We start from the raw sequence: 13,834 nt of genomic DNA, 5'->3' as shown, positions 1-13,834 counted from the left end.
ATGACGATCATGCCCGGGCGCGGCCGGCGATCATCGCAGGCACCGCCATCGCCACCGATGTGATGAGCACGACTGCCCCGGCCAGTGCCCCGTACACCGGCCAGTCGATCGCCAGCGCGAAGCGGCCGAGCATGCCGTAGGTAACCCCCACGAGCGCCGGAACTACGGACAGCGTGCCGAGTGCCAGGGCCGTGACCATGACGAACAGCGATTCGATCGTGATCATCGACGTCAGCTGGCGGCGGGTGGCGCCGATGCGGCGCAGGAGGGTGAGCTCGGGCTTGCGTGCGCTGGTGACCATGGCCAGGGTGTTCGCGGCGGCGATCGCGATGAAGAGGATGAGGACGAGCAGCAGGATCGCCCCGAGCTCTTGCTGCGATGCCGCACCGGCCACCGCCTCTTCGACGTAGTCGTCCACGGAGAGGGTCTGCAGCCCGGGGGGCGTCAGGTCAGCAGGCCCTTGCACGAGCAGCAGGTCTGCGGCTGCCGGCCGGTCGGAGCTGGGCAGCGACGATTCGTCGATGATGTAGTCGCCGAAGCCCAGGCCCCGGTCGTAGACGGCCACGATGGTCGGGGTGAGTACGGCGCCTTCGTCGAACCGTAGCTCCACGGTGTCGCCGACGCTCTTGCCGGTAGCGAAGATGCTCTCGCCGCTGACGGCGATCGTGTCGGGGCTGGTGAGGTCGTCCAGGGAGCCGGCGGTGATGCCCACGTCGAGCAGGTCCGGCGTGCCGCCGGACACGGCACGGAGGGCGGTCGGCTCCCACGAGAGGCCGCCCAGGTCCTCGTCGGGGTCGACCTTGACCTCTGCGGGCACCGTCGAGCTGGTGACCACCGCGCGGACGCCCGGGGTGGACGCGACGGCGTCCGCCTGCTCGGTCGTCACGCCGTCGGGGGAGGTGATGACGACGTCGGCACCGAGGCCGGCGCGCAGCTGCATGCCGGCGGCGTCGACCATGCTGCCGTTGACGCCGGTCTGCACGGTGCCGAGCGCCAGGAAGAGGGCGAGCGGGATGATCGCTGCGGTGAGCCGGCGGGAGAAGCCACGGCTGTTGACGAGGGCGAGCGTCGTGGCCGCGTTGCTCGAGGAACGGGTGGCGTCGGCTGCCCGGCGGGCGATCGCGGCGACGATCGCCGGGCCGGCCACGGCTGCGGCGCTGATGAGCAGGAAGGCGGACGTCGCTCCGGTAGCGCTGCCGAGCGTGCCGGGCACGATGAACGGCGTACCGGCCACGAGGATGCCCGAGGCGAGCAGTGTGATGGCCGCCGTCCGCCGTCCTCGGGAGAGGCGGGACGACTCGGCCGAGGCGCCGCGGACGGCCGCGGTCGGGCTGATCTTCGTCACCTTGCGGGCCGCGAGCCGCGCGGCGAGCAGTGCCGTCGGGAACAGCAGGAGCAGCGACCCGATCACGGGGAGCGGCGAGATCGTCAGCTCGAGCCCGCCAGGCACGATGCCACCGGATTCGAGCACGGGCGTGAGCAGCTTCGCAGCGAACAGTCCCGGGACGGCGCCCAGCGGCGCCGCCAGGGCGAAGACGATCGCGACCTCGGCCGTCACCATCGAGCGCACCTGCGCGGTGGTGGCTCCGACGGTGCGCAACAGCGCGAACTGCGCGTTCCGCTGGCGCAGTGCGGCAGAGAAGGTGGAGGCGACGACGAGCACGACGACGAGGACCGCCGTGCCGGCGAACGAGGCGGCCACGGTCGTGAGCAACGGCGCGTCACCGCGCAGGCCGCTCTCCACGAGCACGCCGTTGGCGGAGAGCAGGGCGGCGGCGGACAGGGCGATGAGGAAGCTGCCGATGAAGCTGGAGCGATTGGCGCGTACTGCTGAGCGGGCGAAGAACCACATGGCGTTACCGTCCTAGCTCGACGAGGCGGGCGGCGATCTGGCTCGTGGTCGGCGCCGTGAGCTCGCCGGCCAGTCGTCCGTCTGCCAGGAAGAGCACTTCGTCTGCGGTCGCTGCTACGTGCGGGTCATGGGTGACGAGCACCAGGGTCTGCGCGAAGCGCTTGGCGGCTCCGCGCAGCACGTCGAGCACCTGTTCGCCCGTGCGGCGGTCGAGAGCGCCGGTCGGCTCGTCGGCGAAGACGACGGTGGGCCGGGTGATGAGTGCGCGGGCGATGGCGACGCGCTGTGCCTGGCCTCCGGACAGCTCGCTCGGCAGGCGCTCGGTCATGCCCGTCAGCCCGACGGACTCGATCAGCGCCTGCTGCCACTGCTCATCGGGGCGTCGGCCGTCGAGCAGCAGCGGCAGCCGGATGTTCTCGCCGACGGTGAGGTGGCCGATGAGGTTGTACGACTGGAAGACGAAGCCGATGTGGCGCCGGCGAAAGCGGGTGACGGCATCTGCTGAGAGCTCGGTGATGTCGGTGTCGCCGATGAACACCTGGCCGCTGGTGGGCGTATCGAGCCCCGCCGCGAGGTTGAGGAAGGTCGACTTGCCCGAACCCGAGGGGCCCATGATCGCGGTGAAGGCGCCGGGCCGGACAGCGAGCGATACGCCCTGAAGAGCGACGACCTGCTCGGGGCCGTTCGGGTAGGTCTTGGTGAGGTGGACAAGGTGGACGGCGGAGTCGAGCCGCGGCGGGCCGGCAATCGTGGTCGAGGTCATGAGGAGACTTTCTGTGAGGGGAATCCTTCCTCTCTCGACGGTAGGCACGGGCCGGCATCCGCTCTACGAGCCTTCGGCCCAACTCTCGATCTTGCATCTTCCGATGCAAATCTGAGAGCTCGGCCCCTCGCTCGGCGGCTACGGCGGAGACACAAACAGCCGGACCCACGAAATCGTGGATCCGGCTGTTCGGGGATGCCGTGCGGCATCACAGTGTCGGGCTGACAGGATTTGAACCTGCGACCCCCTGACCCCCAGTCAGGTGCGCTACCAAGCTGCGCCACAGCCCGCGGCGTTCCCGAGCACGCTCGGAAGTACCGGTTTCGACCCCGTAGGGACGACCGAAATACTACCCCACCTCAGGCCGTGTGCCCGACCACGGGCGGACGTCGGAGAGATCCCCGCGGTTACTCTTGGCGCCGTGCACCACTCACCGGCCGCAGGCGTCCGACGTATCGACTACTTTCCCTGGGAGTACGACCCCACGTCCCCGGAGGCCGAGGCGCAGGCAGCGCGTCAGCTCGACCTGGCGGCCGACGGGGCGAGGTTCGGCGAGGGCGTCTTCATCGCCCAGAACGCGGCGGTCTTCTGCGACCAGCTCTCCATCGGCGATCGCAGTTACGTCGGGGCGCTCGCCTACGTCACGGGTGACCTGACGATCGGCGCGGACTGCTCGATCAACCCCTACGCCGTGGTCCGTGGCGAGATCCGGATGGGCGACGGCGTCCGGATCGGTGCCCACAGCTCGATCCTCGGGTTCAACCACCGCATGGCCAACGATCTGCCGATCCATGAGCAGGGCACCTGGAGCAAGGGCATCACGCTCGGTGACGACGTCTGGATCGGATCCAACGCCACGATCCTGGACGGGGTCACGGTCGGCGACCACGTCATCATCGGTGCCTCCGCGGTCGTCACCAAGGACGTGCCGGACTGGGCGGTCGTCGCAGGCAACCCCGCGCGCGTCATCCGCGACCGGCGCGCGGAGACCCGGGCCGCCCGCGACCACGATCTCCGGGCGGAGCTCCACGACTTCGCAGCGCGGGCCCGGGAGCAGGCCGGCGACCTGCTGGCCCGCTGCTACGAGGACGGGCGCTTCGTCGACCGCCCGTCGGCGTCCGCGGGGAAGCAAGAGCCGGCCATCCGCCCCTGGGCGGACGCCGTCGAGATCGCCGACGTCCTGCTCGGCACCCCGCCACCGGGGTTCGACGCCGCAGACCTGATCCGGCGGCTGACCGCCCGGCAGGACCCGGCGACCGGGCTCATCCCGGCAGGCGACATCTCCGACCAGGGCCTGGCGCTGCCATCGACGTCGGACGAGCCCCTCCTCGCCACGGACGGCGGCGCGAGCTATCACGTCCTCAGCGTCGGCTATGCGGTCCGGCTGCTCGGCGGACGGCTTCCGCACCCCGTGCGCGCCGTGCACGAGCTGGGCGAGCACGAGGTCATCGCGTCCCTCGAAGCGCGCGACTGGGGCGCACAGGCGTGGGGGAGCGGGGCCGCCGTCGACTCCCTCGCCACCGCGTGCGCCCTCAACATCACCGACTTCTCGGCGGACCTGGCCGACGGCGGCGTCGGCCCGGTCTACGGGCTCCTGGGCTGGCTGTCCGCGCGGGCGAACCCCGAGACGGGCCTGTGGGGTGCGCCGCAGCCCGCGCCCGGACCGCGCTGGCTGCAGGCCGTGAACGGGTTCTACCGCTTGACCCGCGGGTCGTACGCCCAGTTCGGCCTACCGCTGCCGTACCCAGAGGCGGCCGTCGACACCGTGCTGGAGCACGCGAGCGACCCGTACCTCAGCACGCCGGAGGGTTACACCGCCTGCAACGTCCTCGACGTCATCCATCCGCTCTGGCTCGCGGCCAAGCAGACCGGGCACCGGCGCACCGAGGGCAGCGCGTGGGCGCACGACCAGCTCCAGCGGGCGCTCGGGAGCTGGTCGGACGGCGAGGGCTTCGCCTTCGCGCCACGCAGCGAGGGCCCCGACGGCGTCGCAGGCCTCCAGGGAACCGAGATGTGGCTGACCATCGTCTGGCTCCTGGCCGACTACCTCGGCCTGTCGGACATCCTGGGCTACCGGCCGCGCGGGGTGCACAGCCCGGACCCGCTGGTCCGGCTGGCGCCGGCCGACGAGCGCTGACACTCAGGGAGCGACGGTTTCGGCGGCCGCCGTCGACCCGCGGACGACGAGCGTCGTGGCGAGCTCCTCACGCGGCGCCTCGCGGGGCGGTTCGGCGCTGATGCGCAGCAGCATCCGCAGCGCTGCCTCGCCCATCTCGGCGATCGGCTGACGCACGGTGGTCAGCGCGGGGCTCACCCATTGCGCCTCAGGCAGGTCGTCGAAGCCGACCACGCTCACGTCGTCGGGGATGCGGAGCCCGAGGGCGGCCGCGGCGTCGTACACACCGAGCGCCATGGTGTCGGAACAGGCGAAGACCGCCGTCGGCGCCGGCGTGCCCCGCAGCAGCTCCGTCGCCAGCTCGGCGGCGCTCGCGCGCTGCCAGCCGGTGTGGGCGACCCGGCCGTCCGGAAGCTCGAGCCCGGCCTGCGTGACGGCGGACCGGAACCCGTCGACCCGCGCCTGGCTGTAGAGATGCGTGCGCCGCCCGGCGAGCACGGAGAGGCGCCGGTGCCCCAGCGAGAGGAGGTGCTCGGCGGCGGCCCGCCCGCCGGCCCAGTTCGCCGCACCGACACTGGCGACCGTGCTCGGCGGCTGGGTCACCGGGTCGAGCAGCACGATCGGTACCTGTGCCGCGGCCAGCGTCGCGAGCTGGTCGCTCGTCGTGTCCACGAGCGCGAGCACGGCGCCCCGCAGCCGGCGCGCGAGCAGGCGCGTCAGCCAGGCGTCGTCGGGCGGCCGCGCCACGGAGACGACGATGTCGACACCCGCGCCCTCGGCGGCGCGTTCCACGCCGCTGAGGGCGCGGTTGGCCCAGGTGCCCTCGACGCCGCTGAGCACCAGGTCGACGAACGGGGAGCGTCCCCCGCGCGACGGCGCGTCCCGGCCGGAGCGGCCGCGATACCCGAGCTCCTCGACGATCCGCATGACGCGCGCGCGGGTATCGGTCGAGACGTCCGACCGGCCGCTCAGGACCTTCGAGACGGTGGGCGTGGTCGTGCCGGCGGCCTTCGCGACGTCCGCGAGCGTCGTCCGACGTGAGTTCGGCATACGGGCGACGCTAGCCCCAGCGATGAAAGTTGCGCAACTATTTGCCCCTTGTTCTCACCGGTTGACTCCTGTATTAAAGGGGAGCGGTGCGGCAGTGGCCTGAATGTTGCGCAACTTTGGGAGAGCGACGAGATGACAACTTCGAGGACGAAGCGAGCCCTGATCGTGCGCGGCGGATGGGACGGGCATCAGCCCGTCGAGACGACCGACTCGTTCCTCCCCTTCCTCGGCGAGCACGGGTACGAGGTCCGGGTCGAGGACGAGACGACCGTCTACACGGACCCGGAATACATGGCCGGTGTCGACGTCGTCATCCAGACCAACACGATGAACACGATCGCCGGTGACGAGCTTCGCGGGCTGATCTCGGCCGTGCGCGCCGGCACGGGGCTGGCCGGGTGGCATGGCGGTATCGCCGACTCCTACCGGAGCAGCTCGGACTACCTCCAGCTGATCGGCGGGCAGTTCGCCTGCCATCCGCCGAAGGCCGCCCCCGACGGGCTGGCGGGCGAGGCCGCCGACAACTTCGTGCGGCACACGATCGACATCGTGCCCGAGCGGGCAGCGCACCCGATCGTCGCGGGGATCACCGACTTCGAGTTGACGACCGAGCAGTACTGGGTGCTGTCCGACGACTACAACGACGTGCTCGCGACCACGACGCTCGCCGCCCGCGACTTCGACCCGTGGCACCGGCCCGTCACCTGCCCGGCCGTCTGGACCCGCCTGTGGGGCGAGGGTCGCGTCTTCGTCTCGACGCCGGGTCACGACCTGGCCACGGTCAGCGACCAGAACGTTCGCACGATCATCGAGAGGGGCATCCTGTGGGCCAGCCGCTGAAGGTGGGGATCGTCGGCCTCGGGGCCATCTCCGGGGCGTACCTGGCCACGTTCGAGCGGCTGGAGGCTGTACGGCTCGTCGCCGTCGCCGACCTCGACCCGGCTCGTGCGGCGTCGGTCGCCGCCGAGCGGGGCGTGCGGGCGCAGACGGTCGACGAGCTGACGACGGACCCCGACGTCGACCTCGTGCTGAACCTCACGACTCCCGCCGCCCATGCCGAGATCGCCCTGCGCGCCATCGCGGCCGGCAAGGCCGTGTACGGCGAGAAGCCCCTCGCGGTGACGCTCGACGACGCCCGCGCCGTGCTCGAGGCGGGCCGTACGGCAGGGGTGCGGGTGGGGTGCGCGCCGGACACCGTGCTCGGGACGGGTGTCCAGACGGCGCGGAAGGCCGTCGACGACGGGGCGATCGGTGAGCCGGTCGCGGCGACGGCGATCATGGTGACGCCGGGCCATGAGCGCTGGCACCCCAACCCGGACTTCTACTACCGGTCCGGTGGCGGCCCCCTGCTCGACATGGGCCCGTACTACGTGACCACGCTGGTCACCCTGCTCGGCCCGGTGGTGTCGGTGGTCGGCGCCGCGAGCCACACGAGGGCGACCCGGGAGATCGGCTCGGGCGACCGGGCGGGACAGGTCATCCCGGTCGATGTCGACACGCACGTGACCGGCGTGCTCCGGCACGCGTCGGGGGTGCTGTCGACCCTGGTGATGAGCTTCGACTCGGTCGCCACCCGGGCCTCGCAGATCGAGGTCCACGGCCAGGCGGGCTCGCTCGTCGTCCCCGATCCCAACCGTTTCGACGGCGACGTGCAGCTGCACGAGCTGGGCGGCACCTGGCGGACCCTGCCGCCCGGCGCCGGCTACCGGGACGCGGCCCGCGGGTACGGGGTCGCCGACCTCGCGGCCACGCCACCGGGCGTCGCCGCGCGCGCGAACGGCGAGGTGGCGTACCACGTCCTCGACATCATGACCGCGCTGCTCGCCGCCGCCGACACCGGCACGACGGTCAGCGTGAGGAGCACCTGCGACCGGCCGGCGCCCGTCCCGCTGTCGGCCGCGCCGGCCGCGCACGTCCCTCGTTGACCCCGGGCGCCGCCGGGCTCAGTGGGCCATGCTGCGCCGGAACGACTGGACCGCGAGGTCGGCGGCGACGTGCCGGGGCAGGTCCTGGTTGCTGACCTCGGCGGCGGTGTAGAGCAGCGAGTAGAACACGGCGATGGCCCACGACGTCGGGAGCTCCTCGGCGATCGTCCCCTCGGCCCGGGCGCGGTCGACGAGCGCGCGCATCCCGTCGTCGCCGTCGTCCTCTGCCCAGTGCGGGTTGCCGGTGAACCGGTGGGGGTCCGAGAACAGGAAGATCACGCGGTCGCCGATCTCGACGCCGGTGCGCAGGTGCTGCTCGAGGGTGTCCATCGCGGAGGCGCCCGCGGTGACGCGGTCCTCCAGTGTCGCCAGCAGCGCCAGCGAGTCGAGCAGCAGGGCATCCACCAGGGCCTGGCGGTCGGTGAAGTAGCGGTGCAGCGTCGAGCGGCTGACCTCGGCCCGCTCGGCGATCGCGCTGAGCGACGCCGAGAAGTCACGCGCCCAGACCGCCGCGGCCGCGTCCAGCACGGCCTGCCGCGTACGGGCGCGCGCTCCTCGCTCGATCTGCTCGGTCGTCACCAGGCCGAGGGTATGCGGTCGGCCTGGGTGGCACAATTCAGTTGCTTCATGCGACAGACGTGTCGCAGAATGAGTCGCGCGTGTACGAACGGCTCGCGCTGACCGAGTGGATGGGGCAACGACGTGGAGCGGTCCACCAAGGACAAGGCGGGCATCCTCTGGGCCTACGCCCGCCCGCACAAGGCGGTGCTGATCGTCGCCCTCGTCCTGGGTGCGGTGGCGACCGCTGCCGAGCTGGCGACGCCGCTCGTGACCAAGGCGGTGCTCGACGGGCTCGAGGCGTCCGCCTCCCTGCGCACCCCGATCACGATCCTCGGGGTCCTGCTGGTCGCCGGGACCGTCATGGGGCTGGTCCAGGGCATCATGCTCGGCACGCTGGCCGAGCGGATCATCCTCGCGGCCCGCACCGGCCTCGTCCGTCACCTGCTGCGCGCCCGGGTCCCCGAGGTCACCGCCCGCCCGCCGGGCGAGCTCGTCACGCGCGTCACGTCGGACACCCTGCTCATCCGCGAGGCGACGACGTCCAGCGTGGTGAACTTCGTCAACGGCGTCATCGGTCTGGTCGGCGCGATAGTGCTCATGGCCTACCTGGACGTCGTGCTGCTCGGCGTCACGCTCGTCGTCCTGGTGCTCGCGGGCATCAGCGTGGTCGCGCTGATGCCGCGGCTGTCCAGGGCGCAGCAGGAGGCGCAGGAGCACGTGGGCGCGCTCGGCGGGCGCCTCGAAGGGGTCGTCCGGGCGCTGCGGACCGTGAAGTCCGCCCGCGCGGAGTCGCGCGAGACGGCCCGGGTCTCCGAGCACGCCGAGGCCTCGGCCCGCAGCGGCATCCGTGCCGTCAAGCTCGAGAACGTGTCCTGGACGATCACCGGCGTCGCGGTCAACCTGGCCGTGATGCTGCTGCTCGGCGTCGGGGCCTGGCGGGTCTCGACCGAGGCGATCACCGTCAGCACGCTCGTGGCGTTCCTGCTGTACGTGTTCCAGCTGATGATGCCGGTCATGCTCCTGACGATGGCGATGACGTCGCTCCAGTCCGGGCTCGCGGCCGCCGCGCGGATCGCCGAGGTCGAGGAGATGGAGCTGGAGACGGACGACGGCGCCGCCGGGCCGGGTGCGCGCGGCGGCCGTGGGGGAGCCGCCGGCGTCGACGTCGAGCCGCCTGTGCTGCGGCTGCACGACGTCACCTATCGCTACGCCGGGGCGGACGCCGCCGCGGCGCCGGCGCTCGACGGCGTGAGCCTCGACGTGCCGCGGCGTGGCCACACCGCGATCGTGGGTCCCTCGGGTGCCGGGAAGACGACGATCATGTCGCTGCTGCTGCGGTTCCTCAGCCCCGTCGGCGGCCGGGTCGAGCTCGACGGGCACCCCTACGAGCACTGGAGCACCGACGAGATCCGGTCCCGGATCGCCTACGTCGAGCAGGACACGCCGATCGTGCCAGGCACCCTGCGGGAGAACCTCGCCTATGCCAGGCCGGACGCCACCGACGCCGAGATCCGGGCCGCCGTCGACGCCCTGCGGCTGACCGAGCGGGTGGCGGTGCTGCCGGACGGCCTGGACACGGAAGTGAACGCGTCGCAGCTCTCCGGGGGCGAACGGCAACGGGTGGCGGTGGCGCGTGCGCTGGTCGCCCGGCCGGAGATCCTGCTGCTCGACGAGGCGACGGCGCAGCTCGACGGCCTCACCGAGGCGGCGCTGGCCGCGGCGATCCGGGACGTCGCGGGCACCGGCGCGGTCGTGACCATCGCGCACCGGATCTCGACGGTCGTCGACGCCGACCAGATCGTGCTGCTCGAGCACGGCCGTGTGCGTGCGGTCGGCCGGCACGCGGAGCTGCTCGAGGTCGACGAGCTCTACCGCGAGCTCGTGGCCGCGCTGCGCCTTGACACGAACGTCGCCGCGCCCACCTCATGAGAAAGGGCGCCGTCCACCGTGGACGGCGCCCTTCGTCGGTCTCCGTTACTCGCCGTCCTCCCACTCGTCGATGGCGTCGTCCATCGAGCCGTTGAAGTCGGCTACCTCGGCGTACACGCCGGGGCTGCCGGGCACGGCGCAACCGTCGCCCCAGCTGATGATGCCGACCAGGATCTGGCCGCCGTCGTCGTCCGGCGCCATCAGAGGACCGCCGGAGTCACCACTGCACGTGTCGACGCCGCCGTTCTCGAGGTCGCCCGCGCACAGCATGGTCTGGGCGTCGAACTCGCCCGGGTAGGCGTCGGAGCAGGCCCCGTCGTCGACGAAGGGCAGCTCGACCCAGCGCGCGACGGTCGGGAAGCCCTCGCCCGTCTCGCCCCAGCCGACGGCCTCGAGGGTCTCGAACTCGGCGGGGTCCACGCCGACCTCGATCGGCTCGACGTCGACCGGCTCGTCGAGCAGCAGCAGCGCCCAGTCGTTGGCGCCGTCGACCGGCTCGCCGTAGTCGTGGGCGATGTGCAGGTCCGCGACCTCGGTCTCGACGAGCTCGTCCGACTCCAGGTCGACCGAGCCGGAGAAGACCACGAGCGCCTCGGGGTCGTCCGCCACGTCCTCGACGCAGTGCGCGGCGGTGAGGACGACGGACTCGGTGATGACCGAGCCGCCGCAGAACTGCCGGTCCCACGGCGTGCTGTCGCCGGTGGAGCCGACCCCGACGAGCCAGGGGTACTGACCCTCCTCGGCGGGCTGGCCGCCGACGACCAGGGGGCGGACGTCGTCGTCACCGGTCGCCGCCTGGGCGCTGGCGGCGAGTCCGGTCCACGCGAGCGTCGCAGCGGCGAGGCCCGCGCCGACGCGGATCATGCGATTTCGCTTCATGTCCACTGTGATCCTTTCGGGGTGGAGGTGAGGAGCAGGCCGTCTGGCCGTCCGTGCCGAAAGGTAGCCAGTCCGTCCCGGGACCCGTCCCGCTGCGTCCGTACTCAGCTGTCTCTTCGGCGCGCCTATCGAACAGCAGTGCTATATGATGGTGCTATGACGCGAAGCGGTGAGGTGCCATCCCGAACGGCCGACGGGCCTGACCCGTCCGTGCCGTTCGACGGCGTCACCACCGACGTGGCCGGTGTCCGGGCGGTCCGCGACCTGTTGGCGGGGATGATCCTGCCAGGCGGCACCGACACGGCCTCGTCCGTCTCGAAGCAGGTGCGGTCGCAATGGGTGGATCTGCTCGGGGAGCTGGAGGCGGTGAAGGACGCCGTGACCGCGACCCAGGCGCGGTTGGCTGTCGCGCTGTCGGAGGCGACGAAGGCCGAGGAGGCCAGGCTGGGCGTCCGCGCGGAGCGGCGGGGGCGCGGTGTGCCGAACCAGGTGGGTCTTGCGATGCGATGCAGCCCGCACGCGGCGGGCTCGTTCCTCGGTACGGCCCGGGCGTGGGTCACGGAGATGCCGTTCACGTTCGACGCGCTGCGTACGGGCGTGCTCTCGTCGTGGCGCGCCACGCTGCTGGTGCGGGAGACGGCGCACCTCTCGGCCGAGGACCGGGCCCGGATCGACGAGGAGATCTGCGGGCCTGCCGGTCTTGCGGAGCTGGCCCGGATGGGGACCAAGCGGCTGGTCGCTCGCATCAAGGAGCTGGCGTCGCAGCTGGACGTGCACGCGTGTGTGCGGCGGAACGCCAAGGCCGAGGCAGAACGTTCGGTGTCCGTGCGTCCGGCGCCCGACCTGATGGTGTACCTCACCGCGCTGGTCCCGATGCGGCAGGGGGTGCAGGCCTACGCGCAGCTCAAGGCGCACGCCGACGCCGCCAAGGCCACGGGTGACGAGCGTGGTGCCGGGCAGATCATGGCCGACACCCTGATCGAGCGGGTCACCGGTCGAGAGCCCGGACACGCGGACGATGTGCCGGTCACGATCAACCTGCTGGTCTCTGACCGGACTCTGCTCGCTGACGGTGACCAGCCCGCCGTCGTGCTGGAGGGCGCTCCCGCAGGGGCGGGCGCCGTGCCGGCTCCGGTGGTACGAAGCCTGGCCGCACACGGGATCGATGCGGACGCGGCGTGGCTCCGTGCGATCTATGTCGACCCGCGTGGGCGTCTGCTGGCGACGACGTCGGCGTCCCGGTTCCACCCGCAGGGCCTGGCCGCGCTGCTCCGGGCCCGGGAACAGGGGATCTGCGGCACGTCGTGGTGCGACGCGCCGGTGCGGCACATCGACCACGTCACGCCGCACGCAGCGGGCGGCCGGACCAGCTTCGACAACGGGCAGGGGTTGTGCGCCCGCTGCAACCACGCGAAGCAAGCGCCCGGATGGGGGCAGAGGGTCACCGAGGTCGACGGCCGGCACGCCGTGGAGACGGTCACCCCGACGGGGCACACGTCCGTCTTCGTCGCGCCCGCACCGCCGGACCCGGTGCGAGAGCCGGACCCGGACAGAGAGCCGGACCCGGTGAGAGGGGAGGTTCGAGACCGTGCCGCGCAACCGGCACCGCCCTGGACCCCAGCTGTCGGCGTGTCCGGTCCCGGGGCCGGACGACTCCCACGCAGCCGGTACAGCATCGGCTGCACCGCCCCGCGTCCCCGTGGCGCGATCGCCTACCGCCCACCAGGGCACGGGCAGCCGGCCCGTCCCAGGTACCAGCGGCGGTCCCGGCCCGATCTTGCCTGGGCGCGGTAGCGTCTGCTGCATGCGTCTGGGAGTGCTCGACATCGGTTCCAACACGGGGCACCTGCTCGTCGTCGATGCCCATGGTGGCGCGGCGCCGCTGCCTGCGTCGTTCCACAAGGAGCCGCTGCGGCTCGCCGAGCACCTGGACGACCAGGGCGCCGTCGGCGAGGCGGGGGTAGAGGCCCTCGTGGAGTTCACCGCACAGGCCCTGCGGGTCGCCGAGGAGCGGGGCTGCGCCGAGACGCTGGCGTTCGCGACGTCCGCCGTGCGCGACGCCGTGAACTCCGAGACGGTGCTCAAGACGGTGCTCGACCGCACGGGGGTGCGGCTCCAGGTGCTCAGCGGCGAGGACGAGGCCCGGCTGACGTTCCTGGCCGTGCGCCGGTGGTTCGGCTGGTCGGCCGGACGGCTCGCCGTGTTCGACATCGGCGGTGGCTCCCTGGAGATCGCCGGCGGCGCCGACGAGGCGCCCGACACCGCGTGGTCGCTCCCGCTCGGGGCGGCCCGACTCGCCCGCACCCACTTCGGGAGCGTGCCCGACGCCGACGCGCTCCGGGCTCTGCGCCGCGACCTGCGCGCCGGCATCGCGCAGAACGCCGGGAGCCTGCTGCGCGGCGGACGGCCCGACCGCGCGGCCGCGACCTCCAAGACCTTCCGTTCCCTGGCGCGCATCTGCGGAGCGGCCCCGGCCGGTGACGGACCGCTGGTGCGCCGGGTGCTGTCGCTCGAGACTCTCCGCGAGCAGATCGGTGAGCTGACCCGCATGGCTCCCGACGACCTGGCCCGGCTGCCCGGCGTCTCGTCGAGCAGGACCCACCAGATCGTTCCCGGTGCGCTCGTCGCCGAGGCCTGCATGGACGTCTTCGACCTGGCCGAGCTCGAGATCTGCCCCTGGGCGCTGCGCGAGGGTGTGATCCTCGAACGGCTCGACCTGATGCCGCACATCAGCGTCTGACCGCAGGCAGGCGCCCCCC

General features: G+C 72.3%; 11 protein-coding genes and 1 tRNA gene. 6 read left to right on the top strand and 6 right to left on the bottom strand.

What is annotated here, in order from left to right:
- Nucleotides 1–7: 7 nt before the first annotated feature.
- From AB0F40_RS04200 to AB0F40_RS04190, 3 genes are all read right to left on the bottom strand, one after another.
- On the bottom strand, nt 8–1,852 hold the full coding sequence (locus AB0F40_RS04200) for an ABC transporter permease (RefSeq protein WP_357464515.1): 1,845 nt from the start codon (nt 1,850–1,852) through the stop codon (nt 8–10).
- A gap of 4 nt (nt 1,853–1,856) precedes the next feature.
- A complete protein-coding gene (locus AB0F40_RS04195; protein ID WP_357464513.1) occupies nt 1,857–2,615 on the bottom strand; it encodes an ABC transporter ATP-binding protein in 759 nt (252 codons plus the stop codon).
- 216 nt (nt 2,616–2,831) lie between these two features.
- Nucleotides 2,832–2,905, bottom strand: a tRNA-Pro gene (locus AB0F40_RS04190).
- A 131-nt stretch (nt 2,906–3,036) separates the two neighbouring features.
- Between AB0F40_RS04190 and AB0F40_RS04185 the strand changes: the two genes are divergently transcribed.
- On the top strand, nt 3,037–4,752 hold the full coding sequence (locus AB0F40_RS04185; RefSeq protein ID WP_357464511.1) for an acyltransferase: 1,716 nt from the start codon (nt 3,037–3,039) through the stop codon (nt 4,750–4,752).
- A gap of 3 nt (nt 4,753–4,755) precedes the next feature.
- Here the strand turns inward: AB0F40_RS04185 and AB0F40_RS04180 are convergent, their stop codons facing one another.
- Nucleotides 4,756–5,781, bottom strand: coding sequence for a substrate-binding domain-containing protein (locus AB0F40_RS04180; protein WP_357464509.1), 1,026 nt, complete (start codon nt 5,779–5,781; stop codon nt 4,756–4,758).
- Between the two features lie 132 nt (nt 5,782–5,913).
- On the opposite strand from AB0F40_RS04180, the gene AB0F40_RS04175 reads away from it, so the two are divergent.
- Both AB0F40_RS04175 and AB0F40_RS04170 read left to right on the top strand, forming a co-directional pair.
- Nucleotides 5,914–6,621: a ThuA domain-containing protein gene (locus AB0F40_RS04175; protein ID WP_357464507.1), complete on the top strand. Its 708-nt coding sequence runs from the start codon at nt 5,914–5,916 to the stop codon at nt 6,619–6,621.
- The gene (locus AB0F40_RS04170) at nt 6,606–7,706 is read left to right on the top strand and encodes a Gfo/Idh/MocA family oxidoreductase (protein WP_357464505.1); all 1,101 of its coding nucleotides are present in this window, start codon (nt 6,606–6,608) and stop codon (nt 7,704–7,706) included. Before AB0F40_RS04175 ends, AB0F40_RS04170 begins: the two co-directional genes overlap by 16 nt.
- An 18-nt stretch (nt 7,707–7,724) precedes the next feature.
- Here the strand turns inward: AB0F40_RS04170 and AB0F40_RS04165 are convergent, their stop codons facing one another.
- The gene (locus AB0F40_RS04165; RefSeq protein ID WP_357464503.1) at nt 7,725–8,285 is read right to left on the bottom strand and encodes a helix-turn-helix domain-containing protein; all 561 of its coding nucleotides are present in this window, start codon (nt 8,283–8,285) and stop codon (nt 7,725–7,727) included.
- Between the two features lie 123 nt (nt 8,286–8,408).
- Between AB0F40_RS04165 and AB0F40_RS04160 the strand changes: the two genes are divergently transcribed.
- Nucleotides 8,409–10,196 (top strand): ABC transporter ATP-binding protein, encoded by a 1,788-nt coding sequence (locus tag AB0F40_RS04160; protein ID WP_357464501.1) that lies wholly within the window; start codon nt 8,409–8,411, stop codon nt 10,194–10,196.
- A gap of 45 nt (nt 10,197–10,241) precedes the next feature.
- Here the strand turns inward: AB0F40_RS04160 and AB0F40_RS04155 are convergent, their stop codons facing one another.
- Complete coding sequence (locus tag AB0F40_RS04155; protein ID WP_357464499.1) at nt 10,242–11,075, bottom strand: serine protease; 834 nt, start codon at nt 11,073–11,075, stop codon at nt 10,242–10,244.
- 276 nt (nt 11,076–11,351) lie between these two features.
- On the opposite strand from AB0F40_RS04155, the gene AB0F40_RS04150 reads away from it, so the two are divergent.
- Nucleotides 11,352–12,869 carry a DUF222 domain-containing protein gene (locus tag AB0F40_RS04150; protein ID WP_357464691.1) on the top strand — a complete coding sequence of 506 codons (1,518 nt, stop codon included), beginning with the start codon at nt 11,352–11,354 and terminating at the stop codon, nt 12,867–12,869.
- 10 nt (nt 12,870–12,879) lie between these two features.
- Nucleotides 12,880–13,815 carry a Ppx/GppA family phosphatase gene (locus tag AB0F40_RS04145; protein WP_357464497.1) on the top strand — a complete coding sequence of 312 codons (936 nt, stop codon included), beginning with the start codon at nt 12,880–12,882 and terminating at the stop codon, nt 13,813–13,815.
- The last annotated feature ends 19 nt before the right edge of the window (nt 13,816–13,834 follow it).

The organism is Promicromonospora sp. NPDC023987 (assembly GCF_040639055.1).
Classification (GTDB): domain Bacteria; phylum Actinomycetota; class Actinomycetes; order Actinomycetales; family Cellulomonadaceae; genus Promicromonospora.
Note: the sequence above shows the minus strand (reverse complement) of the source record. Positions and strands in the feature narration are given on the sequence as shown.

Bases quoted from the DNA above. Each gene is read 5' to 3' on its own strand.
- AB0F40_RS04175 (WP_357464507.1), top strand. From the start codon at position 5,914: ATGACAACTTCGAGGACGAAGCGAGCCCTGATCGTGCGCGGCGGATGG.
- AB0F40_RS04180 (WP_357464509.1), bottom strand. From the start codon at position 5,781: ATGCCGAACTCACGTCGGACGACGCTCGCGGACGTCGCGAAGGCCGCC.
- AB0F40_RS04200 (WP_357464515.1), bottom strand. From the start codon at position 1,852: ATGTGGTTCTTCGCCCGCTCAGCAGTACGCGCCAATCGCTCCAGCTTC.
- AB0F40_RS04150 (WP_357464691.1), top strand. From the start codon at position 11,352: ATGATCCTGCCAGGCGGCACCGACACGGCCTCGTCCGTCTCGAAGCAG.
- AB0F40_RS04145 (WP_357464497.1), top strand. From the start codon at position 12,880: ATGCGTCTGGGAGTGCTCGACATCGGTTCCAACACGGGGCACCTGCTC.
- AB0F40_RS04155 (WP_357464499.1), bottom strand. From the start codon at position 11,075: ATGAAGCGAAATCGCATGATCCGCGTCGGCGCGGGCCTCGCCGCTGCG.
- AB0F40_RS04195 (WP_357464513.1), bottom strand. From the start codon at position 2,615: ATGACCTCGACCACGATTGCCGGCCCGCCGCGGCTCGACTCCGCCGTC.